Source organism: Microbacterium testaceum (assembly GCF_020781835.1).
GTDB lineage: Bacteria > Actinomycetota > Actinomycetes > Actinomycetales > Microbacteriaceae > Microbacterium > Microbacterium testaceum_H.
In genome coordinates this window covers 193,103-214,883 of record NZ_JAJGNJ010000001.1, presented here as the reverse complement: position 1 = coordinate 214,883, position 21,781 = coordinate 193,103, and the positions used below count along the sequence as shown (strand labels likewise).

Annotated in this window: 19 protein-coding genes; 14 read left to right on the top strand and 5 right to left on the bottom strand. The window is 70.7% G+C overall.

From position 1 onward, the window contains the following. The first annotated feature begins 44 nt into the window (after positions 1-44). Positions 45-1,226 (top strand): zinc-dependent alcohol dehydrogenase, encoded by a 1,182-nt coding sequence (locus LL239_RS01055; RefSeq protein WP_228161580.1) that lies wholly within the window; start codon positions 45-47, stop codon positions 1,224-1,226. Between the two features lie 85 nt (positions 1,227-1,311). Here the strand turns inward: LL239_RS01055 and LL239_RS01050 are convergent, their stop codons facing one another. After that, positions 1,312-2,535, bottom strand: a complete 1,224-nt coding sequence (locus tag LL239_RS01050; protein WP_228161579.1) for a carbamoyl-phosphate synthase large subunit — start codon at positions 2,533-2,535, stop codon at positions 1,312-1,314. 104 nt (positions 2,536-2,639) lie between these two features. On the opposite strand from LL239_RS01050, the gene LL239_RS01045 reads away from it, so the two are divergent. Genes LL239_RS01045 through LL239_RS01035 form a run of 3 tightly spaced genes read left to right on the top strand, consistent with a single transcriptional unit; the run spans position 2,640 to position 6,135 of the window. Next, positions 2,640-4,367: a circularly permuted type 2 ATP-grasp protein gene (locus LL239_RS01045; RefSeq protein ID WP_228161578.1), complete on the top strand. Its 1,728-nt coding sequence runs from the start codon at positions 2,640-2,642 to the stop codon at positions 4,365-4,367. Continuing rightward, entirely contained in the window at positions 4,361-5,293 is a 933-nt protein-coding gene (locus LL239_RS01040; RefSeq protein ID WP_228161577.1) for an alpha-E domain-containing protein, read from the top strand. Before LL239_RS01045 ends, LL239_RS01040 begins: the two co-directional genes overlap by 7 nt. Next, complete coding sequence (locus LL239_RS01035) at positions 5,290-6,135, top strand: transglutaminase family protein (protein WP_228161576.1); 846 nt, start codon at positions 5,290-5,292, stop codon at positions 6,133-6,135. The genes LL239_RS01040 and LL239_RS01035 overlap by 4 nt, the downstream gene beginning before the upstream one ends. Before the next feature lie 19 nt (positions 6,136-6,154). Here LL239_RS01035 and LL239_RS01030 read toward each other — a convergent pair whose 3' ends face one another. Then, positions 6,155-7,150, bottom strand: a complete 996-nt coding sequence (locus tag LL239_RS01030; RefSeq protein WP_228161575.1) for a LacI family DNA-binding transcriptional regulator — start codon at positions 7,148-7,150, stop codon at positions 6,155-6,157. Between the two features lie 120 nt (positions 7,151-7,270). Here LL239_RS01030 and rhaI point away from each other — a divergent pair, with 120 nt between their 5' ends. The 5 genes from rhaI to LL239_RS17945 all read left to right on the top strand — a co-directional run bounded on the left by rhaI (position 7,271) and on the right by LL239_RS17945 (position 14,793). Continuing rightward, positions 7,271-8,437, top strand: coding sequence for an L-rhamnose isomerase (gene rhaI, locus LL239_RS01025; RefSeq protein ID WP_228161574.1), 1,167 nt, complete (start codon positions 7,271-7,273; stop codon positions 8,435-8,437). Between the two features lie 25 nt (positions 8,438-8,462). Beyond that, a complete protein-coding gene (locus LL239_RS01020) occupies positions 8,463-10,499 on the top strand; it encodes a bifunctional aldolase/short-chain dehydrogenase (RefSeq protein ID WP_228161573.1) in 2,037 nt (678 codons plus the stop codon). Further along, positions 10,496-11,896: a rhamnulokinase gene (locus LL239_RS01015; RefSeq protein ID WP_228161572.1), complete on the top strand. Its 1,401-nt coding sequence runs from the start codon at positions 10,496-10,498 to the stop codon at positions 11,894-11,896. The genes LL239_RS01020 and LL239_RS01015 overlap by 4 nt, the downstream gene beginning before the upstream one ends. Positions 11,897-11,960: 64 nt before the next feature. Further along, complete coding sequence (locus LL239_RS01010) at positions 11,961-13,196, top strand: alpha-hydroxy acid oxidase (protein WP_228161571.1); 1,236 nt, start codon at positions 11,961-11,963, stop codon at positions 13,194-13,196. 163 nt (positions 13,197-13,359) lie between these two features. Beyond that, positions 13,360-14,793, top strand: a complete 1,434-nt coding sequence (locus LL239_RS17945) for a helix-turn-helix transcriptional regulator (protein ID WP_228161570.1) — start codon at positions 13,360-13,362, stop codon at positions 14,791-14,793. Positions 14,794-14,808: 15 nt separating this feature from the next. On the opposite strand, the gene LL239_RS01000 is transcribed toward LL239_RS17945, so the two are convergent. Both LL239_RS01000 and LL239_RS00995 read right to left on the bottom strand, forming a co-directional pair. Further along, complete coding sequence (locus tag LL239_RS01000; protein WP_228161569.1) at positions 14,809-16,194, bottom strand: MFS transporter; 1,386 nt, start codon at positions 16,192-16,194, stop codon at positions 14,809-14,811. Beyond that, complete coding sequence (locus tag LL239_RS00995; protein ID WP_228161568.1) at positions 16,191-16,652, bottom strand: MarR family winged helix-turn-helix transcriptional regulator; 462 nt, start codon at positions 16,650-16,652, stop codon at positions 16,191-16,193. The genes LL239_RS01000 and LL239_RS00995 overlap by 4 nt, the downstream gene beginning before the upstream one ends. Positions 16,653-16,740: 88 nt before the next feature. On the opposite strand from LL239_RS00995, the gene LL239_RS00990 reads away from it, so the two are divergent. The 5 genes from LL239_RS00990 (at position 16,741) to LL239_RS00970 (ending at position 20,783) form a co-directional block, all read left to right on the top strand. After that, positions 16,741-17,589, top strand: a complete 849-nt coding sequence (locus LL239_RS00990; RefSeq protein ID WP_228161567.1) for an alpha/beta fold hydrolase — start codon at positions 16,741-16,743, stop codon at positions 17,587-17,589. A 68-nt stretch (positions 17,590-17,657) separates the two neighbouring features. Further along, positions 17,658-18,707 carry a lipoate--protein ligase family protein gene (locus LL239_RS00985; protein WP_228161566.1) on the top strand — a complete coding sequence of 350 codons (1,050 nt, stop codon included), beginning with the start codon at positions 17,658-17,660 and terminating at the stop codon, positions 18,705-18,707. An 8-nt stretch (positions 18,708-18,715) separates the two neighbouring features. Then, positions 18,716-19,672 carry a DNA-methyltransferase gene (locus LL239_RS00980; RefSeq protein ID WP_228161881.1) on the top strand — a complete coding sequence of 319 codons (957 nt, stop codon included), beginning with the start codon at positions 18,716-18,718 and terminating at the stop codon, positions 19,670-19,672. Positions 19,673-19,780: 108 nt separating this feature from the next. Continuing rightward, positions 19,781-20,080 (top strand): DUF2470 domain-containing protein, encoded by a 300-nt coding sequence (locus tag LL239_RS00975; protein ID WP_228161565.1) that lies wholly within the window; start codon positions 19,781-19,783, stop codon positions 20,078-20,080. Positions 20,081-20,129: 49 nt separating this feature from the next. Then, a complete protein-coding gene (locus LL239_RS00970; protein WP_228161564.1) occupies positions 20,130-20,783 on the top strand; it encodes a biliverdin-producing heme oxygenase in 654 nt (217 codons plus the stop codon). Here LL239_RS00970 and LL239_RS00965 read toward each other — a convergent pair. Further along, a complete protein-coding gene (locus LL239_RS00965) occupies positions 20,771-21,766 on the bottom strand; it encodes a DUF916 domain-containing protein (protein ID WP_228161563.1) in 996 nt (331 codons plus the stop codon). The genes LL239_RS00970 and LL239_RS00965 overlap by 13 nt on opposite strands. Positions 21,767-21,781: the final 15 nt, after the last annotated feature.

Genomic DNA, 21,781 nt, shown 5'->3' with positions numbered 1-21,781 from the left:
CCTGCCCGCAGACTGGACGCCCCCGGATCGAAAGAGGCATGACGATGAAGGCACTGACCTGGCAGGGCAAGCGCGACGTGAGCGTCGAGGAGGTCCCCGACCCTCAGATCCTCGAACCCACCGATGCGATCGTGAAGATCACCTCGACCGCGATCTGCGGTTCGGACCTCCACCTGTACGAACTGTTCGGACCCTTCATCGACAAGGGCGACGTGCTCGGCCACGAACCGATGGGTGTCGTGGTCGAGGTCGGCTCGGCCGTGACGAACCTCGCCGTGGGCGATCGTGTCGTCGTCCCGTTCAACATCTCCTGCGGGCACTGCTTCATGTGTCGCCGTGGCCTGCAGTCGCAGTGCGAGACGACGCAGGTGCGCGAGTACGGCAGCGGCGCGGCGCTCTTCGGCTACACGAAGCTGTACGGCCAGGTGCCGGGCGGCCAGGCCGAGTACCTGCGCGTTCCCCTGGCCGACTACAACCACATCCGGGTCGGCGACGACCTGCCCGACGACCGCTACCTCTTCCTCAGCGACATCGTGCCGACGGCATGGCAGGGCGTGCAGTACGCCAACGTCCCCGACGGCGGCACGCTCGCGGTCATGGGCCTCGGACCCGTCGGGCAGTTCGCGGCGCGCATCGGCGTGCACCTCGGGTATCGCGTGCTCGCGGTCGAGCCCGAGCCCGAGCGTCGCGCGATGGCCGAGCGCCACGGCGTGCTCACCTACGACCTCACCGACACCGTGGTCGACGAGCTCGTGGACCTCACCGAGGGACGCGGGGCCGACGGCGTCGTGGATGCCGTGGGGATGGAGGCGCACGGCAACGGCGGCATCCGTCTGGCTCAGAACGCCGTCGGGTTGCTCCCGGACGCTCTCGCGCAGAAGCTGATGGACAAGGCCGGGCTCGACCGCCTCGCCGCCGTCTACGCGTCGATCGACCTCGTGCGCCGCGGCGGCACCGTCTCGCTCAGCGGCGTGTACGCCGGTGAGGCCGACGTGCTGCCCATGAAGACGATGTTCGACAAGCAGATCAACTTCCGTATGGGCCAGTGCAACGTCAAGCGGTGGATCGACGACCTGCTGCCGCTGGTGGAGGATCCCGCCGACCCGCTCGGCGTCATGGACCTCGTGACCCACCACGCCCCGCTCGAGGACGCCCCCGGTCTGTACGAGACGTTCCAGAAGAAGGAGGACGGCTGCATCAAGGTCGTCCTGCGCCCCGGCGCCTGACCCGGTCGCGGCCGCCGAGCCGCCGGATCCGTCGCCGGAGGAGGCTCCCAGCGACGTATCTCGGCCACTCGCGCGGCCGCGCGGCTCAGACCCGGCCGGCGTGCACCGCCTCCAGCGCGTCGGCATCCGTGGGGCTCATGCCCTCGATGGGCTCGCCGTTCCAGACGATGTCGTCGCCGAGGGCTGCCAGCACCTCCTTGCGCTCGCCGTGCGAGATCTTCGCGCCGTGCACGATGGTCGCCGGGCTCCACAGCATCGCCGCGTCGTCCCACCATCCCGCACCCACGTCGCGCACGTGGACGAGGTCGTGGAGGGTCTTGGGCAGGTGCGTGAGCGGTTCCGTGAAGGCGTCGGCGAGGACGGCGAGCGTGATCTGCCGCTCGGTGCCGGGGACGGCGATGACCGTGTGATCCACGGCGCCCTCGATCGCACGCGAGACGTCCTCGGCCTCGAGCAGGATGACGCCGTTCGTCGGTCGCGGATTGCACTCGATGATCTTGTAGTCCGGTGTGCCCTCGGTGCCGTGGTCGACGAAGTCGAACGAGATCTGACCCGTGAACGACGGGTCGAGGGTCTCGACGATCCGCTGCGTGTAGGCCAGCGTGTCGGTGCTGTCGACGGCGACGAAGGCGATCGCGGTGCTGTGCGCCCACTGCTCCGCGGCCTTGTAGGTCGTGTGGGCGGTGACGCGGCCGTCGACGACGACGCTGTAGGTGCACACCATGGGGCCGTCGACGAACGGCTGCACGAGCCAGGGCTGCTCCGGCGTCGGCACGCAGTCCTCGATCGGCACCTTGCCCGCCAGCGGCCCCGTGTTCGTCAGCAGCCCGACGCCACCGCGCGAGAACGCCGCGCGGGCGAAGTACCGGGGGAAGCGCTCGATCGCCGTGCGCAACTCCTCGGGAGAGGTCACGACGACGGTCTCGGGGATGGGCACCCCGGCATCCTGGGCCAGGCGCTGGAAGCTCGCCTTGTCGTGCAGGCGCGCGAGGTCGGCGAAGCTCCCCGCGTACAGCTCCACACCCTCCGGCAGATCGGCGACCCGGGCGGCGAGGTAGAAGACCTCCTCGAACGTCGGGATGATCACGTCGATGTCGTGCTCGCGCACATAGGCGCTCACCGAGGCGATGAAGGCATCCGTCTCGAACCGCGGTGACGGGGTCACCAGGTGGCCGGCGAGAAAACGCGAGTGGTTGCCGACGGCGCCGTCGAACGTGTCGCTGGCGAAGACGGTGTGGCCCACGCTGCCCAGCTTGCGGACGAGGTCGAGAGCGAAGGTGTTGCGGGAACTGGTGACGAGCACGCGCATAGGGGCACCCTTTGTCGAGGCGGCAGATGTCGGGCCAGCCTAGCCATGGCGCCCCCGGGGCGGGGGAAACACCTCCGCAACACGCGCGTGGGTAGGCTCGGGGCATGGGTGACCTGTTCGACGGTTACGGCTCCACGTTGGCGCCGCGCAAGACCGTATCCGGCATCCCGGCGTACGACGAGATGTTCGGTGTCCCGGCCGCCCCGGGAGACGCCGCGCCCTCGCGCGAGGCGTATCGGGAGCTGTACCAGACGCTGGCGCAGATGACGCAGGAAGAGCTGCGCGGGCGCACCGATTCCCTCGCCAGCTCGTATCTCGCCCAGGGCGTGACGTTCGATTTCGCCGGCGAGGAGCGTCCCTTCCCGTTGGATGCCGTGCCACGGGTCATCGCCTACGACGAATGGTCGCGCATCGAGGCCGGTGTGAAGCAGCGGGTGCGGGCTCTGGAGGCGTTCCTCGACGACGCCTACGGCAACCAGCACTGCGTGCGCGATGCCATTCTCCCGGCGGGGCTGATCTCCTCGTCGCAGTACTTCTATCGCCAGGCGGCGGGCATCCGCAGCGCCAACGGCGTGCGCATCCAGGTCTCGGGCATCGATCTCATCCGCGACGAGCACGGAGAGATGCGCGTGCTCGAAGACAACGTCCGCGTCCCCTCCGGGGTGTCCTATGTGATCTCGAACCGCCGGGTGATGGCGCAGACGCTGCCGGAGCTGTTCGTCTCGATGCGGGTGCGCCCGGTCGGCGACTACCCGAACAAGCTGCTCGCGGCGCTGCGCGCCTCCGCTCCGGCCGGCATCGACGACCCGAACATCGTCGTGCTCACCCCTGGCGTCTACAACTCGGCGTACTTCGAGCACACGCTGCTCGCGCGCCTCATGGGCGTCGAGCTGGTCGAGGGCCGCGATCTGCTGTGCATCGGCGGCAAGGTCTTCATGCGCACGACCCGCGGTCCGCAGCGCGTCGACGTCATCTACCGCCGCGTCGACGACGACTTCCTCGATCCGCTGCAGTTCCGCGCCGATTCGATGCTCGGTGCGCCCGGGCTCATGCTCGCCGCGCGCCTGGGGAACGTCACCATCGCCAACGCGGTGGGCAACGGCGTCGCCGACGACAAACTGCTGTACACCTACGTGCCCGATCTCATCCGGTACTACCTCGCCGAGGAGCCGATCCTCAAGAACGTCGACACGTGGCGCCTGGAGGATCCGGGCGCGCTCGAGGAGGTGCTGGACCGCCTCGACGAACTGGTCGTGAAGCCCGTCGACGGCTCGGGCGGCAAGGGCCTCGTCGTCGGTCCGGATGCCTCGCCCGCGGAGCTCGAGAAGCTCCGGCGTCGGTTGCTCGCCGACCCGCGCGGCTGGATCGCCCAGCCCGTCGTGATGCTCTCCACGATCCCCACGCTCGTGGAGGACGGCATGCGCCCGCGCCACGCCGACCTCCGCCCGTTCGCGGTCAACGACGGCGACGACATCTGGGTCCTTCCCGGCGGACTCACCCGCGTGGCCCTGCCCGAGGGGCAGCTCGTGGTCAACTCCAGCCAGGGCGGCGGGTCGAAGGACACCTGGGTCGTGGGCGGATCCGCCCCCTCCCACGTGGAGTACGGCCAGGGCAACGGCGTGTCCGGGCTCGTGGCCGACCAGGCGGCGGTGACCGAGGCGATCCCGATCGTCTACGACGGGCAGCCCGCCCCCGCCACGTCACCGCGCGACCTGCGCGCCGACCGCGATCAGCAGGAGCAGCAGCAGCAGGCCGACGCCGGCGTGCAGCACGGCCCCCAGGCCGAGCAGCAGCAACAGCAGCAGCAGACGGGGGAGGTGCCCCCGTGCTGAGCCGTATCGCCGAGTCGCTGTTCTGGATCGGCCGCTACATCGAGCGCTCCGACGGCACGGCCCGCATCCTCGACGTGCACCTGCAGCTGCTCCTCGAGGATCCCTGGATCGACGAGGACACGGCGTGCCGGTCGCTGTTGAGCGTGATGGGTTCGGCGTTCCCCGAGAACGTCGACAGCGTCCGGCGTGACGACGTGCTGGCCCGGCTCGCGGTGGACCGCATGAACCCGTCGAGCATCGCGTACTCGCTCACCGCCGCCCGCGAGAACGCCCGTCGCGCGCGCGAGATCGTCTCGACAGAGCTGTGGGAGATCCTCAACACCACGAACTCCCGGATGCCGCGGCGCCTGCAGACCGACAAGGTGCACGAGTTCTTCCAGTGGGTGCGCGAGCGGGCGGCGCTCGCGATCGGGATCGTCGACTCCTCCACCAACCGCGATGAGGCGTGGCAGTTCTTCACCCTCGGTCGCAGCATCGAGCGCACCGACATGACGGCGCGGCTGCTGGCCACCCGGTCGCTCACCGAGGTCTCGGGTCCGTCCTGGACGACCATCCTCCGCTCGTGCGGGGCCTACGAGGCGTACCTGCGCACGTATCGCGGGATGCCGAGCGCCCGCAACGCCGCCGAGTTCCTGCTCCTGGACCGGCTGTTCCCGCGGTCGATCATCTACTCCATCCAGCGCGCCGAGGACTGCATGAGCGCCATCGACCCCCGCGCCGACCGCGTCGGCCACTCCAACACGGTGCTGCGGGCCCTGGGCCAGATCCGCAACGACCTGGAGTACCGCCCGATCAGCGACATCCTCGCGGAGCTGCCCGAGCACATGCAGCGCGTGCAAACGGTGACCCGCGAGGCATCCGAGGCCATCCGGTCGCGGTTCTTCCCGACGCAGGCCGAGCCGGCGTGGATCGGAGAGATCTCGTGAAACGCCTGCGCATCGAGCACCAGACCGGGTTCGCCTACCCGGGTGACGTCGTGGCCTCGTACAACGAGGCGCGGATGCTGCCCGGCTCGACCGACAGCCAGTTCGTGCTGAGCTCGTCGCTCGACATCGAGCCGTCGACGTCGGTGAACCAGTACGTCGACTATTTCGGCACGCGTGTCGCGGCGTTCGACGTCCTTTCCCCGCACTCGGCGCTCACGATCACGGCGCGTTCCCTCGTCGAGGTGCGCCCGCGGCCCATCGAGCACGCCGACATCACGTGGGAGGAACTCCGCGCGGAGGCGTCCCGGTCGATCACGACGGTCGAACAGCTGACGCAGACCCCTCGCACGATGCCCCACGCCGAGGTGGCCGAGCTGGCGCACAGGATCGCCGGCCAGCACGACCGCCCCGGCCCTGCCGCGCACGCGATCGCCGAAGCGGTGGGTGACGCGATCGACTACATGCAGGGCGTCACGGGCGTGCACTCGACCGCGGTGGACGCGTGGGAGGCCCGCAAGGGCGTGTGCCAGGACATCGCCCACATCACCCTCGGTGCCCTGCGCGAGGTCGGCATCCCCGCCCGGTACGTCTCGGGCTACCTGCACCCCAAGCCCTCCGCGGAGGTCGGCGAGGCCGTCACGGGCGAATCTCACGCGTGGGTCGAGTGGTTCGCCGGCGACTGGCAGGGATTCGATCCGACGAACAACATCGAGATCGGCGACCGCCACGTGCTCGTGGGGCGCGGGCGCGACTACAACGACGTCCCGCCGCTGCGCGGCGTGTACGCCGGACCCGGCAAGAGCCAGCTCAAGGTCAAGGTGACGATCACGCGCGAGACGTGATATGCCTGCACGCGCCGGTTCAGCCGCGCGTGGAGGCGCGGACGACGAGCTCGGGCCGGAATCGGACGCGCCGAGGCGCGGCGGCGGGATCGGCGAGCGCGTCCAGGAGCAGCTCGATCGCGGTCGCGCCGATCTCGCGCGCGGGTTGCCGCACCGATGACAGCGGCACCACCGTCGACTGCACGAAGTCGATGTCGTCGTAGCCGATGATCGCCAGATCGGCGGGGACCTGAACGGCGCCGAGTATCGCCGCCCCCTGAAGAAGTCCGACCGCGAGCAGATCGTTGGCGCAGAAGGCGGCATCCGGGCGATCCTCGGGGCGGCGCGCGGCGAACTCCTCGCCGACCTGGCGCCCGGCGAACACCGTCAGCGCCGGCTTCTCCACCACCTCCAGCCGTGCCTCGGGCACCTCGGCCAGGGCCCGGCGCGCGCCCTCGAGACGGTCGGCCACCTGCCGCACGCCGAGGGGGCCGCCGACGAAGGCGATGCGTCGTCGACCCCGCTCCAGCAGGTGCCGCGCGGCGAGGTACCCACCCTCGTCGTCGTCGACGGCGACCGACGAGACGCGTCCATCGGGGGACTCGCCGTCGACGAGCACGAGGGGGATGCCGACGTGCGCGATCGCCGGGGCGGCCGGATCGCTCGGCGTCAGCAGGACGCCTCGGACGCGTTGCTCGCGGAAGAGGTCGAGGTAGGCGTTCTCACGAGCGCCGTGCTGGCCGCTGTTGCCGATCAGCACGGAGAGGCCGGCGGCGTCGGCGCGCTCCTCGGCCCCGCGCGCCACCTCGGCGAAGAACGGGTTGGCGCTGTCCAGCACCACGAGACCGACCGAGCGGCTCTGGCCGGCCCGCAGCTGCCGGGCGGCGTCGTTGCGGACGAAACCGAGTTCGCCGATGACCGCGTGCACGCGCTCGACCGTGGCGGGGGAGACCTTCTCGGGCCGGTTGAGGACGTTCGAGACGGTTCCCACGGACACCCCCGCCGCCGACGCGACGTCCTTGATGCTCGCTGACACCGGGTGCCTCTCCGCTTGACGAATCCGAGCCTCCACACTATCGTCGTGAAACGATTCATTATCTGAAACGATTCATTCGAGTCATCCTGCACACCCCGCCGCCGTGGAGAAGGACCGCCCATGACCACCCTCACCGCCGAGATCCTGTCCACCCTCGAAGGGCAGGCGATCGAACTGCCGTCCTGGGCATTCGGCAACTCCGGCACGCGCTTCCGCGTCTTCCCGACCGCGGGAACCCCGCGCGATCCGTTCGAGAAGATCGCGGATGCCGCCCAGGTGCACCGTCTGACGGCTCTGGCCCCGACCGTCGCGCTCCACATCCCGTGGGACCTCGTCGACGACTTCGGCGCCCTCCGCCGCCACGCCGAAGACCTCGGCGTGAAGCTGGGCACGATCAACTCGAACACCTTCCAGGACGAGGACTACAAGTTCGGCGCCCTCACCCACCACGACGAGCGCATCCGCCGCAAGGCGATCGACCATCACCTCGCCTGCATCGACGTGATGGATGCCACGGGCTCCCGCGATCTGAAGATCTGGCTCGCCGAGGGGTCGAACTACCCCGGCCAGAACGACATGCGCGGTCGGCAGGACCGCCTGCAGGACTCCTTGCAGCAGATCTATGCGCGTCTCGGCGAGAACCAGCGTCTGGTCCTGGAGTACAAGTTCTTCGAGCCGTCGTTCTACCACACCGACGTACCCGACTGGGGGACGTCCTACGCGCAGGTGGCCGCGCTCGGCGACAGGGCCATGGTGTGCCTGGACACCGGGCACCACGCCCCGGGCACCAACATCGAGTTCATCGTCATGCAGCTCCTGCGGCTCGGCAAGCTCGGGTCGTTCGACTTCAACTCGCGCTTCTACGCCGACGACGACCTCATCGTGGGCGCGGCCGACCCGTTCCAGCTCTTCCGCATCCTCACCGAGGTCGTCCGCGGCGGGGGCCTGAACAACCCCGACGTCGCCTTCATGCTCGACCAGTGCCACAACATCGAGGACAAGATCCCCGGACAGATCCGCTCCGTGCTCAACGTGCAGGAGATGACCGCCCGCGCCCTCCTCGTCGACCGCGACGCCCTGACCGCGGCCCAGGTCGCGAACGACGTCCTGGCCGCCAACGCGGTTCTCATGGATGCCTTCTACACCGACGTGCGCCCGGCCCTGGCCGAGTGGCGGGACTCGCGCGGCCTCCCCGCCGACCCGATGGCCGCGTTCGCGGCATCCGGATATCAGTCCCGCATCGCCGAGGAACGCGTCGGCGGCACCCAGGCCGGATGGGGCGCCTGACGGCGGCTCGCAACAAGGAGACACCATGACCAACCACACCGCCGCCGCTCTCATCGCGCGCAGCAACCGCCTCGGTTCCGACCCGAAAGTCACCAACTACGCCGGCGGCAACACCTCCGCCAAGGGCACCGACATCGATCCCGTCACCGGCGAGCCGGTCGAACTGCTGTGGGTGAAGGGGTCCGGCGGCGATCTCGGGACCCTCACCGAGAAGGGGCTCGCGGTGCTGCGCCTGGACCGCATGCGCGCCCTCGTCGACGTCTACCCCGGTATCGAACGCGAGGACGAGATGGTCGCGGCGTTCGACTACTGCCTTCACGGGAAGGGGGGAGCGGCCCCCTCCATCGACACCGCCATGCACGGCCTCGTCGATGCCGCCCACGTCGATCACCTCCACCCCGACGCGGGCATCGTGATCGCCACCGCGGCCGACGGGGAGGACCTGACGACGAGGATCTTCGGCGACAGGGTCGTCTGGGTGCCGTGGCGCCGCCCCGGCTTCCAGCTCGGCCTCGACATCGCGGCGATCAAGGCCGCGAACCCGCAGGCGATCGGTACGATCCTCGGCGGACACGGCATCACCGCGTGGGGCGACACCTCGGAGGAGGCCGAGCGCAACAGCCTGTGGATCATCGACACCGCCCAGGCGTACATCGACGAGCACGGCGCGGCCGAACCGTTCGGCGGTGTCCGCGCCGGCTTCGCCGCTCTGCCCGCGACCGAGCGCCGTGCGAAGGCGGCGGCTCTGGCCCCGACGATCCGCGGCCTGGCCTCGACCGACAAGCCCATGGTCGGCCACTTCACCGACTCCGACGTGGTGCTGGACTTCCTGGCATCCGAGAAGGCGCCCGCCCTCGCCGCGCTGGGCACGAGCTGCCCCGATCACTTCCTGAGGACGAAGGTCACGCCGCTGATCCTCGACCTGGCCGCGGGCGCCTCCGTCGAGGATGCGATCGCGCGGCTGCAGGAGCTGCACGTCGAGTACCGCGCCGACTACCAGGCGTACTACGACGCGCACGCGGATGCCGACTCGCCGGCGATCCGGGGCGCCGACCCGCTCATCGTCCTCGTGCCGGGCGTCGGGATGTTCTCCTACGGCGCGAACAAGCAGACGGCGCGCGTCGCGGGCGAGTTCTACGTCAACGCGATCAACGTCATGCGCGGTGCCGAGGCGCTGTCGACCTACGCGCCGATCTCGGACGCCGAGAAGTTCCGTATCGAGTACTGGGCGCTCGAGGAGGCCAAGCTCCAGCGGATGCCGAAGCCCAAGACGCACCAGGGGCGGATCGCGTTCGTCACGGGTGCGGCATCCGGGATCGGCAAGGCCATCGCCACCCGCCTCGCCGCGGAGGGGGCGTGCGTCGTGGTCGCCGACCTCGACCTCGAGAAGGCGCAGGCCGTGGCCGCCGAGCTCGGGTCGGCCGACGTCGCCATCGGCGTGGCCGCGAACGTGGCGGATGCCGAGGGTGTGCAGTCCGCCATCGACGCCACCGTGCTCGCGTTCGGCGGCATCGACCTCGTCGTCAACAACGCGGGTCTGTCGCTGTCGAAGCCGCTGCTGGAGACGACCGAGAAGGACTGGGACCTGCAGCACGACGTCATGGCCAAGGGCTCGTTCCTGGTGTCGAAGGCGGCGGCGAAGGCCCTGATCGCGCAGGGGATGGGCGGCGACGTCATCTACATCTCGTCGAAGAACAGCGTCTTCGCCGGGCCCAATAACATCGCCTACTCGGCGACCAAGGCCGACCAGGCGCACCAGGTGCGCCTCCTGGCTGTCGAGCTCGGCGAGCACGGCGTGCGCGTGAACGGCATCAACCCCGACGGGGTCGTACGCGGCTCGGGCATCTTCGCCGCGGGCTGGGGCGCGAACCGCGCGGCCACCTACGGGGTCAAGGAGGAGGAGCTCGGTCAGTTCTACGCCAACCGCACGATCCTCAAGCGCGAGGTCGTTCCCGAGAACGTCGCCGACGCGGTGTACGTCCTCACCGGGCCCGAGCTCTCGCGCACCACCGGTCTGCACGTGCCCGTGGATTCGGGCGTCGCCGCGGCGTTCCTGCGGTGACCGCGTTACGGGCCGTCGCGGCCGTCGACCTGGGCGCGACCAGCGGTCGTGTGATGATCGGCCGGGTCGGCGACGCCACGCTCGAGCTGGAAGAGGTGTCCCGGTTCCCCAACGGGCCCGTCGAGCGCGCGGACGGGTGGCACTGGGACATCGAGGCGCTCTGGGCGCACGTGCGTGCGGGGCTCGCCGAGGCGATGCGGCGTGAGCCGCGGATCGAGAGCATCGGCATCGACTCGTGGGCGGTGGACTACGGCCTGCTGCGCGACGGGCAGCTCCTCGCCGAGCCCTTCCACTACCGCGACGCACGCACCGCGCACGGGGTCGAGGCCGTTCACGGCAGCGTCCCGTTCGAGGAGCTCCATCGCCGCAACGGCCTCCAGTTCCTCCCGTTCACGACGATGTACCAGTACGCGGCCGACCCGCGGATCGGCGAGGCCGAGACGAGTCTGCTGATCCCCGACCTGTTCGCGCAGCGCCTCACCGGCCGCGCGGTCACCGAGCGGACGAACGCCTCGACGACCGGCCTGCTCGACGTGCGCACGGGGGAGTGGGACGCCGATCTCGTCGCGACGCTCGGCCTGCCGGCATCCGTCCTCCCGCCGCTCGTGGATCCGGGGGAGACGATCGGCACGACGTCGGCCGAGCTGGGTGCGGTCCCCGTCGTCGCCGTCGGGTCGCACGACACCGCGTCGGCGGTCGTCGCCGTGCCCCTGTCGACGCCGGGCGCCGCGTACGTCTCGTGCGGCACGTGGGGACTGGTCGGTCTGGAGCTTCCGGAACCGATCGTGACGGATGCCGCCCGCGCGGCGGGCTTCACCAACGAAGGCGGCGTCGACGGACGGGTGCGTTTCCTCCACAACGTCACCGGGCTGTGGCTGCTCAGCGAGACGGTGCGAGCTTGGGAAGAGGAGGACGGTGCCGCGATCGACCTTCCGGCGCTCCTCGCGCGGGCCGCCTCGGTGCCCTCCCCGGCGCGGCTGTTCGACACCGACGACCCCTCGCTCGCGGCTCCGGGCGACATGCCCGCCCGCATCGCCGCTCTTCTGGGCGGCGATCGTCCGAGCCGCTCGTTCCGGCCGATGTTCGCGCGGATCATCGTCGAGAGCATCGCCGAGGCCTTCGCCCGCGCCGTGCGTACCGCCGGCGCCCTCGCGTCGCGTGAGGTCGACGTGATCCATCTGGTCGGTGGCGGTGCGCGCAATGCGCTCCTCTGCAGGGCGACCGCCGACCGCGCGGGCGTTCCGGTCCTCGCCGGTCCCGTCGAAGCCACGGCGCTCGGCAATGTCCTCGTCCAGGCCCGCGCGCTCGGCTGCTTCGGTGCCGGCGCCAGCCTGGAGGATCTGCGGGCGCGCGTCGCTCGCGCCTACCCTCCCCTCCGCTACGACCCCCGCCCCTGACCGCCGCGCCCGGGCGGTGGATCCGGGCGTAGTCTGTGGTCAGACCACACGAAAGCGAGACTCCATGGTTCAGCGTCAGCTGCCGAAGGTCGGCGAGCTCCTCGAGCTCATGCAGTTCAAGAAGCCGGAACTCGATGCACGCAAGCGCCGCCTCGACGCCGCGCTGACGATCGACGACCTTCGCACGATCGCGAAGCGCCGCACGCCCAAAGCCGCGTTCGACTACACCGACGGCGCTGCCGAGGGCGAGATCTCGCTCGACCGCGCCCGCCGTGCGTTCGAGGACGTCGAGTTCCACCCCGACATCCTGCGTCCGGCCGCGAACGTCGACACGTCGTGCGAGATCCTCGGCGGGCCTTCCGCACTGCCCTTCGGTATCGCGCCCACCGGCTTCACGCGGCTGATGCAGACCGAGGGTGAGACCGCCGGGGCCTCCGCGGCCGCGGCCGCCGGCATCCCGTTCACCCTCTCCACCCTCGGCACGACGTCGATCGAGGGCGTGAAAGCGGCCAATCCCGTGGGACGCAACTGGTTCCAGCTGTACGTCATGCGCCAGCGCGAGATCTCCTTCGGTCTGGTCGAGCGTGCCGCCGCGGCGGGGTTCGACACGCTGATGTTCACCGTCGACACGCCCGTCGCCGGCGCGCGCCTGCGCGACAAGCGCAACGGGTTCTCGATCCCGCCGCAGCTCACGCTCGGCACGATCGTCAACGCCATCCCGCGGCCCTGGTGGTGGTACGACTTCCTCACCACGCCGAAGCTCGAGTTCGCCTCCCTCAGCACCACCGGCGGCACCGTCGGCGAGCTGCTGAACGCCGCCATGGACCCCACGATCAGCTACGACGACCTGGACGTCATCCGGGGGATGTGGCCGGGCAAGCTCGTCGTGAAGGGCGTGCAGAACGTCGCGGACGCCGCGCGCCTGGTCGACCTCGGCGTCGACGGCATCGTGCTGTCCAACCACGGCGGCCGCCAACTCGACCGGGCTCCGATCCCGTTCCGACTCCTGCCGAAGGTCGTGCGCGAGGTCGGCAAAGACGCCACGATCATGGTCGACACCGGCATCATGAACGGCGCCGACATCGTGGCATCCGTCGCCCTCGGCGCGAGGTTCACGCTCATCGGCCGTGCGTATCTCTACGGCCTGATGGCCGGGGGTCGCCAGGGCGTGGACCGCGCGATCGCGATCCTGCGCAGCGAGATCGAGCGCACCATGGCCCTGCTCGGCGTCTCGCGTCTCGACGAGCTCGAGCCCCGTCACGTCACCCAGCTCACGCGTCTGGTGCCGGTCGGCGGCTAGCCGGTCACGCGCCTCGGACGCTGCCGGGCCCGAGCGCGATGCCGCCGGTGCGGGGCCCGCGTGATGTCCGGTCCCCGCGGGATCGGCGCGGGGCCCCGTTCCGACGCTCCCGTCGGCCGCCAAGCGCAAGGCTGGCATAGCATCGGGGAATGAGGAGCGCACGGTGTCCGAGGCATCCCCTCTGCTGAACGTCAAGGCCGCGGGGGCGCGAGTGGCGATGGGGGTGCTTCCGATCGCCCCCGCACCCGATCCGGCCGACCTGCGTTTTCTGGCCGACATCGAGGCGGGCCCTGCTCCTCGGCTCTGGGTGGATGCCAGTGCGCAGACGCTCGAGGCGTTGCTGATCGCCCGCTCCCGGCTCGACCGTGTCGACGACGCGCTGCGCCTCGCCGACGCGCACTTCGCAGACGGTCGGCTGCGGGCCCCGGGGAGGCTGAGCGCGGCGACGCGCTCGACCCTGTTCGCGGCGGTCGCCGAGGTCTATGCGGCCGCCGGACGACCGCGCCAGGCCGGCGCGTACGCGTCGTCGGCCATCGGGTACGCGGACGACGCGGTGTCCCTCTACCGTGCGCACGCGGTGCGCGGTCTCGCCGCCGCCATCAACGGCGAGTATCTGCTGGCCCGGGAGAGCCTGCGCGTGTGCGAGGACCTGGCATCCACGTCCGGGTGGGACGCCGTGCACCCGGACTACGACCTCCTCCTGGCCCGGATCCTCGTCGCCTCGGCCGCGCTGGACGCGGAGACGCTCGAGGCGACCGCCGAGGAGCTCCGGGAGGGCGCGCCGACCGACCCGTTCTGGCAGTACTCGGCGCGCGCCGCAGAGGCGATGGGCGCGCTGACCCGGCGCAACTACGACGAGGGCATGGTGCTCGTGGCGACGCTCGCGGGCGGGACCGGGGCGCACTCGAGCCACACCATGGTCCGCGGTTTCGCGCAGGGCGTCTACGCCGACCTGCTGCTGGCGCGCGGCGAACCGCGCCGCTCCCTCGCTGTGCTCGAGGGACGGGTGTCACCGCCGGGGCACGCGCTGTGCTTCGACATGCAGCGCGCCGCCGCGCTCATCGCCCTGGGACGGGAGCGGGAGGTGCTGGAGTCGACCGACCCGTGCATCCGGATGGGTACCGAGCATTGCGTCCGCACGCTCACGCCCCTTCTGCTGCGCCGCGCCGTCGCCCACGCCCGCCTCGGGAACGACGAGGCCGCCGACGCCGCCTTCGCCGAGGGGTTCTATCTCTCCGAGGGTCTCGGCGGGTCTCTCACGCCGTACCTGACCCTCCCTCGGCCCGAGCTGCAGCGCCTCCTGGAGCGCCTGGCGGCGCGGCATCCGACCTCCGCCGGGGCCGCCGGACGCGTGGCCGGGATGCTCGCGCAGGTTCCCTCGCGAGATCATCGTCCCCCCTTGCCCACCCTCAGTCCGCGCGAGGAGCGCCTGGCTCTGGCCCTGCGCGGGCCGCGGAGCCTGTCGCAGATCGCGGACGAGCTCGACGTGTCGCCCAACACCGTCAAGTCGCAGCTGCGGTCGATCTACGCGAAGCTGCAGGTCTCGGGGCGGGATGCCGCCGTCGCCGTGCTCGAAGCGCACGGCTTCTACGTCTAAGGGCGGGGCGGCCGCTCAGGCCGAAGGCCGCGCGTGCGGCGCCGGCCGCGTCTGCCCCGCGGGACGGGGCGCACGCTCGGTCGGAAGCGGAATGGGCGTCGTACCGGCGACCTCGTCGCTGAAGTCCTCGGGTTCGGGCGGGATCGTGGTCAGCGGGCGGGTCTCGTCGAGGGTCAGGCGGAACCGCTTCGTCTCGTGCTTATGCACGCGGCCCGACGCGAGCGTCCACGCGACGCCGATCCCGCACGCGAGGAACGCCACGATCGCGGCCAGGCCGATCGCGACGCGGGGCCCGAACTCGCCCGCGACCCAGCCGACGATCGGGGCGCCCACGGGCGTGCCACCGAGGAGGATCGCTATGTACAGGGCCAGCACGCGACCACGGAGGGCGGGATCGGTCGTGGTCTGCACGTAACCGTTGGCCGTGGTGAGCATCGTCACGACGCAGAACCCGGTGAGGACGAGGGTCGCCGCGTAGGTCTCGTAGCTGGGGGCCAGGACGGACAGGGTGGATGCCACGGCGAAGCCGCCGGCGCCGAGGACCACCACGCGCATCCGAGCGCGATCGCGCCGCGCCGCCAGCAGTGCGCCGGCGAGGGAACCGATCGCGACGAACGAGCTCAGCAGACCGAAGCCGTCGGCACCCCGCCCGAACTCCAACGCCATCGTCGAGGCGAAGATCGGGAAGTTCATGCCGAAGGCGCCGAGCAGGAACACCATCGCGAAGGTCACCACGAGGTCGGGGCGCTGGGCGACGTACCGGAACCCGTCGGCCAGCCGTGCCGGACCGCCGCGCCGGTGATGGACGACGAGCTCGTGCGGGCGCATGAGCATCAGGGCCGCGATCATGGCGAGGAAGGTGACGGCGTTGGCGAGGAACACCCAGCCGGTGCCGACGACGACGATCATCAGGCCGGCCACCGCGGGGCCGATGAGCCGTGCGGTGTTGAAGGAGGCGGCGTTGAGGGCGACGGCGTTGGAGGCGTTCTCGTGCGCGACGAGGTCGGACACGAAGGCCTGACGCGCCGGGTTGTCGAACGCGGTGATGACGCCGAGCGCCAGGGCGAAGACGAACATCAACGGCAGGGTCATGACGCCGGTCACGAGCAGGATGCCGAGGGTCACGGCGAGCACGAGCATCGCGCTCTGCGTGCACATGATGAGCTTGCGGCGGTCGAAGCGGTCCGCGACCCATCCCGTGACACCGACCAGCAGCAGGGGCGGCGCGAACTGCAGGGCCATCGTCACGCCCATCGCGGCGGCGTCGCCGGGGGTGAGCTCGGTCAGCACGACCCAGTTCTGTGCCGTGGCCTGCATCCACGCGCCGATGTTCGACACGAGCGCGCCGATGAACCAGACGCGATAGTTGTAGACCGAGAACGAGCGGAACATCGCACTCATGTGTCTGCCACCTTTCGCATGATCTCGGCCGCTGCCGCCAGGGTCCGCCGCTCGTCGTCGTCCAGAGCCGCGAGGGCCTGTTCGAGCCAGGCGTCACGGCGCCGGACGGTCTCGTCGACGACGAGGCGACCGGCGTCCGTGAGGGCGATCGTCACCTTGCGGCGATCGTCCTCGTCGGGGGTGCGGGAGACGTATCCCGCCTCCTCGAGGAGCGACACCGTGCGGTTCATGGACGGGGCCGTCACCCGCTCGCGGTCGGCGAGCTGGCCGAGAGTGTGCTCGCCGTGGACCGTGAGAGCGGCGAGCACCGCGAACTGGCCGTCGCTCATGGTGTCGACCGCGCGCTGTGCACGGAGGCGCCGGGCGAGGCGGAACGTGGCCATGCGCAGCTCGGAGGCGGCGGCGCTGAGGTCGTCACGCGAGTCGGATCGGGGGGATTCGTCGACGCGTTCGTTCATGGTGCTCGATAGTTAGCTTATCTCATTAGTCTTGCTAAGGGTTCGGATCCGTCGTTTTCCGGCCGGGGCCCGCCCCTAGACTCGGCGCATGCCCGAGTTCGTCGACGCCTACGGCATCTCCACCGTCTACGACGTCTACGAGGCGGAGTCGCCGCGGGCGGTGGTCCAGCTGCTGCACGGCGTGGGCGAGCACGCCGGTCGTTATGGTGCGCTGATCGACGCCCTGGTCGCCGATGGCTACACGGTCTACGCGGACGACCACCGTGGGCACGGCCGCACGGGTCTGAGGCAGTGGAACGGCGACCATGGCAAGCTCGGTCGTCTGGGACCCGGAGGGCTCGGTGCGGCGCGCGACGCCGTGTGGACCCTCACGCAGATCATCCGCGACAGGCACCCCGACCTGCCCCTCATCCTCCTCGGGCACTCGTGGGGCTCGTTCCTCGCACAGATGCTCGTGGACCGGCATCCGGATGCCTATGACGCCCTCGTCCTGAGCGGATCCGCGTTGCGCTGGCCCGGTGCGCTGAACTCCGGTGACCTCAACGCCCGGTGGAAGCACCTGCGCGGCACGGGCATGGAGTGGCTCTCGAGCGTCGACCAGGTCGGACGCGACTTCCTCGCCGACCCCTTGACGACCTCGACGCCGTTGCTGCGGCTGTTCGGTCCACGCGAGACGGTGAAGCTCCTCGGCCGACCCCGGCGCGATCTCGGGCGCGACATCCCGACGCTGCTCATGGTGGGGCGCGACGACCCCGTGGGCGGTCCTCGCAGCGTGCACCGGCTGGCCGACGCATACCGGAACCGTTCGGGCTTCACCGACGTCACGACCCTCGTCTACCCGGGCGCCCGGCACGAGATCTTCGCCGAAGCCCAGCAGGCCGAGGTGCGCGCCGACCTGTCGGCCTGGCTCGACGCCCGGTTCCCCTCCCGCACCTAGCGGTGCGGCATCCGTCCGGTGCGGCGGGCCCTGGCATCGAGCTCGGTGCGCCGCCGTAGGCTGGAGGCATGCACGGCGAGTACAAGGTTCCCGGCGGCAAGCTCGTGGTCGTCGATCTGGAAGAGCGCGACGGTCGCATCGCCGGATTCCACCTCGCCGGCGACTTCTTCCTGGAGCCCGACGACGCCCTCGACGACATCGACGCGGCCGTCAACGGACTGCCGGTCGAGTCGGACGTCCCCACGATCGCGGCCGCCATCCGTGCCGCCCTGCCCGAAGGCGCGCAGCTGCTCGGCTTCACGCCCGAGTCGGTGGCCACGGCGATCCGTCGCGCGCTCGTCACGGCGCCGGGCTGGGGCGACTTCGAGTGGGAGGTCGTCCACGACGCGCCCGTCTCGCCCCGTATGAACCTCGCGCTGGACGAAGTGCTCACCGCGCGCGTGGGCGCGGGTCTGCGCAAGCCCACGCTGCGCCTGTGGGAGTGGAACGAGAACGCCGTCGTGATCGGGTCGTTCCAGTCGCTGCGCAACGAGGTCGACCCCGAGGGTGCCGCCAAGCACGGCTTCGACGTCGTCCGCCGCATCTCGGGCGGCGGGGCGATGCTCATGGCCGCCAACTCCATCGTCACCTACTCGCTGTACGTGCCTGCCTCGCTCGTGGCGGGTATGACGTTCGCCGACTCCTACGCGTTCCTCGACGACTGGGTGCTGCAGGCGCTGCGCTCGCTCGGCATCGACGCGGTGTACCAGCCGCTCAACGACATCGCCGGGCCCCACGGGAAGATCGGCGGTGCCGCGCAGAAGCGGCTCGCCAACGGAGGGGTCCTCCACCACGCGACACTCAGCTACGACATGGACGGCCAGGTGCTCACCGAGGTGCTGCGCATCGGCCGCGAGAAGCTCAGCGACAAGGGCACCGTCTCGGCTGCCAAGCGCGTCGACCCCCTGCGCAGCCAGACCGGCCTGCCGCGGGATGCCGTGATCCAGCGGTTCATCGACACGTTCACGACCCTCTACGGTGCCACCACGGGGCATGTCACCGAAGAGGAGTACGCCGAGGCCGAGGCGCTCGTCGCCTCGAAGTTCGCCACCGACGCGTGGCTGCAGCGCGTTCCGTGAGCGGGCAGATGCTGACCGGTGTCCTCGACCACGGCACCGTCGAGATCCACCACGCCGACAATCTCGCCGTGACCCCCACGCTCCCGGACGGGTCGTTCACACTCGTCTACCTCGACCCGCCGTTCAACACCGGCCGCACGCGGGCCAAGGCCGTCGAGTCGGCGCGGTGGACGCCGCCGGTCGACGAGGCCCCGGATGCCGAGGCGCCCCTGGTCGTGGCATCCGAACCGCCCCGTGACCCGGCGATGCTCGTGTTCCCCGGCGAGGAGGAGCCGGCTCCGGCCCCGGTCGTCCAGCGCGGCTTCCACGGACGCGAGTACTCGCGGCTCCGTGGCGATCTGCGTACGTACGACGACCGGTTCGACGACTACTGGGCGTTCCTCGAGCCCCGCCTCGAGGAGGCGTGGCGGCTGCTCGCCGACGACGGCACGCTGTACCTGCACCTGGACTACCGCGAGGTGCACTACGCCAAGGTCATGTGCGACGCGCTGTTCGGGCGCGAGCGGTTCCTCAACGAACTCATCTGGGCCTACGACTACGGGGCGAAGACGCGGCGCCGCTGGCCCACGAAGCACGAGACGATCCTGGTGTACGTGAAGAACCCGGCCGCGTACTTCTTCGACTCGGATGCCGTCGACCGGGAGCCCTACATGGCCCCCGGCCTCGTGACGCCCGAGAAGGCGGCGCGCGGCAAGCTCCCGACCGACGTCTGGTGGCACACCATCGTGCCGACCACGGGCCGCGAGAAGACGGGCTATCCGACGCAGAAGCCGGAGGGCGTGCTGCGGCGGATGGTGCAGGCCTCCAGTCGGCCCGGCGACCGCGTCCTGGACATGTTCGCCGGAAGCGGCACGCTCGGCGCCGTCGCCGCCCCCTTGGGCCGGCACAGCGTCCTCATCGACGACAACGCCGACGCCGTCGCCGTGATGCGGGCGCGCCTGCCCGAGGCGGCGTTCCGCGGCTGAGCCGGTCGCAACCCGTTCCGGGGCCGGGAGCAGTGGTGGGAACCGCGCCGCCGCAGGGCGCGCGGCCGCCGGACGACGCTGACGCGGTGAGGAAGTTAGGGTTGCCTAATGACCCACGATTTCGACCCGCAGACGCGCCGCGCCGTCCTGGCGCACATGAACACCGATCACGCGGCCGACAACGTGCTGATCGCTCGGGCGTTCGGTCCGGATCCTGCGGTCGCGACGGCCGAGATGACGGGGTTCGACGGCGACGCGGGTGAGTGGTCCGTCGGTGTCGAGGGGGGTGCGCTGCGCGTCCCGTGGCTCGGCGGCGCGATCACGGAGCGTCAAGAGGTGCGACGCGAGATCGTCGCGCTCTACGACGAAGCCTGCCGTCGGCTCGGCGTCACGCCGCGCCCGCACTGATCCACGAAACAAGGTTAGGGTTGCCTAACCTGTTGCGTATGATGTCCTCATGAGCGACGTCGTCTCCTTCTCAGCCGCCCTCCGCGAGCGCTCCCGCACCGCACACTCCGCGAGCGAGCACGCCGGTTTCATGAGCGACCTCATCAGCGGCGCCGGCACGCGGGACGACTACGTCGCGCTCGTCGTGCAGCACTGGTTCATCTACGCCGCGCTCGAGGAGGCCACGGAGCGGATGCGGGCAGACCCCGTGGCATCCGTGTTCCTCAGTGACAAGCTCACGCGCCTGCCCGCGATCGAGGCCGACCTCGACTTCCTCATCGGTCCGGACTGGCGCGAGGTCGTCGCTCCGCTGCCGACGACCCGGGCCTACGTGGACCGGATCCGCCGCGTCGCGGCCACGTGGCCCGGGGGATTCGTCGCCCACCACTACACCCGGTATCTCGGCGACCTCTCCGGCGGCCAGTTCATCGGCCGCCTCATGCGCCGGCGATTCGGGTTCGAGACCAACGGGATCGGCTTCTACCTCTTCGGCGACATCGCCGACCCCGAGGAGTTCAAGAACGTCTACCGCGAGAAGCTGGATGCCGCACCCTGGGACGACGACGAGAAGGAGCGCGTGATCGACGAGGTCCTCGTCGCCTACCGCTTCAACACGGAGCTGTTCGCCGACCTCGCCGATGCCAAGGCCGCTCAGTCGGCCTGACGGAGATCGGCTTCCGACGCCTCCCGGGCTCCGCGGCGGCGCGCGAGCAGCACCACGGTGACGACCGCGGCGATCACGAGCACGATGAGGCCGTACAGGCTCCGCGGCACGGCCGCGATCGAGAAGTCCGCGGTCACCGGAGCGACGGTCCCGGCGCCGAGTCCGACACCCTCGGGCACCACCGTCACGTGTCCGCTCAGCCAGCCGAGTGAGAAGGCGGGCACCTCGCGGGTCACCTGGATCGTCGAGCCCGTGACGATCTCGGGCAGCTGCGTCGGCGCGGTCGTGTCGCCGAGCAGCCCGGCCGCGCCGGAGGTCGCGACGGTCTCGACACCGGTGAGGCGGGTGTTGCCGACGTTCTCGAGCGAGTACTCCACGGTCAGACGACCCGACTCGAACGGATTCCACGAGCCGTCGTACCGAACCGTCGTGCCGGTGATCGCGGCCGCGGGGGCGAGCGCCCCGGACACGCGGAGGTTGATGCGAGTGCCCAGACGGCGCTCGACCGAGAGTGAGCTCGTGGCATCCCGGCTCGCCAGCGACGTCACGATCCCGGCGGAGTGATCGCCGGGGCGTGCGTCGGTGGGAACCGTGATCGTGAACAGCACCTCGGCGGACTGCCCCGGTGCCAGCTCCATGGACGTCTGTCCCACCGAGACCCACGTGCCGGCGTCCTGGGAGGGCGTCCCGTCCGCGAGCACGTCGATCTCGCCGCTCGCGGCGGTGAAGGCGTCGGCGGCGTAGACCGTCAGCGGCAGCGGCTCGGTGCCCGTGTTGACGACGAGCATCGTGTCGGCCAGGACGGTGCCGGGGTCGACGTCGTACGAGAAGTTCGCCCGCCCGGTGCCGTTGGCGTTGTCGGCGGTCTGCACGCTCCACGCGACGCCGCCGTCCTCGGCGAAGGCGGGCGGCGCCGCCGCCGCGAGGGCGAGGGCGAGCAACGCGCCGACGGCGACGCGAGGAAGGCGGGGGAGTGCGGTCACGAGCGGCTTTCGGTT

Excerpts from the sequence above, each read along its gene's own strand:
- LL239_RS00975 (WP_228161565.1), top strand. The coding sequence starts at position 19,781 with ATGACCCACGATTTCGACCCGCAGACGCGCCGCGCCGTCCTGGCGCAC.
- LL239_RS01050 (WP_228161579.1), bottom strand. The coding sequence starts at position 2,535 with ATGCGCGTGCTCGTCACCAGTTCCCGCAACACCTTCGCTCTCGACCTC.
- LL239_RS01000 (WP_228161569.1), bottom strand. The coding sequence starts at position 16,194 with ATGAGTGCGATGTTCCGCTCGTTCTCGGTCTACAACTATCGCGTCTGG.
- LL239_RS01020 (WP_228161573.1), top strand. The coding sequence starts at position 8,463 with ATGACCAACCACACCGCCGCCGCTCTCATCGCGCGCAGCAACCGCCTC.
- LL239_RS00980 (WP_228161881.1), top strand. The coding sequence starts at position 18,716 with ATGCTGACCGGTGTCCTCGACCACGGCACCGTCGAGATCCACCACGCC.
- LL239_RS01045 (WP_228161578.1), top strand. The coding sequence starts at position 2,640 with ATGGGTGACCTGTTCGACGGTTACGGCTCCACGTTGGCGCCGCGCAAG.
- LL239_RS00985 (WP_228161566.1), top strand. The coding sequence starts at position 17,658 with ATGCACGGCGAGTACAAGGTTCCCGGCGGCAAGCTCGTGGTCGTCGAT.
- LL239_RS00990 (WP_228161567.1), top strand. The coding sequence starts at position 16,741 with ATGCCCGAGTTCGTCGACGCCTACGGCATCTCCACCGTCTACGACGTC.
- LL239_RS01010 (WP_228161571.1), top strand. The coding sequence starts at position 11,961 with ATGGTTCAGCGTCAGCTGCCGAAGGTCGGCGAGCTCCTCGAGCTCATG.
- rhaI (WP_228161574.1), top strand. The coding sequence starts at position 7,271 with ATGACCACCCTCACCGCCGAGATCCTGTCCACCCTCGAAGGGCAGGCG.
- LL239_RS01055 (WP_228161580.1), top strand. The coding sequence starts at position 45 with ATGAAGGCACTGACCTGGCAGGGCAAGCGCGACGTGAGCGTCGAGGAG.
- LL239_RS00970 (WP_228161564.1), top strand. The coding sequence starts at position 20,130 with ATGAGCGACGTCGTCTCCTTCTCAGCCGCCCTCCGCGAGCGCTCCCGC.
- LL239_RS00995 (WP_228161568.1), bottom strand. The coding sequence starts at position 16,652 with ATGAACGAACGCGTCGACGAATCCCCCCGATCCGACTCGCGTGACGAC.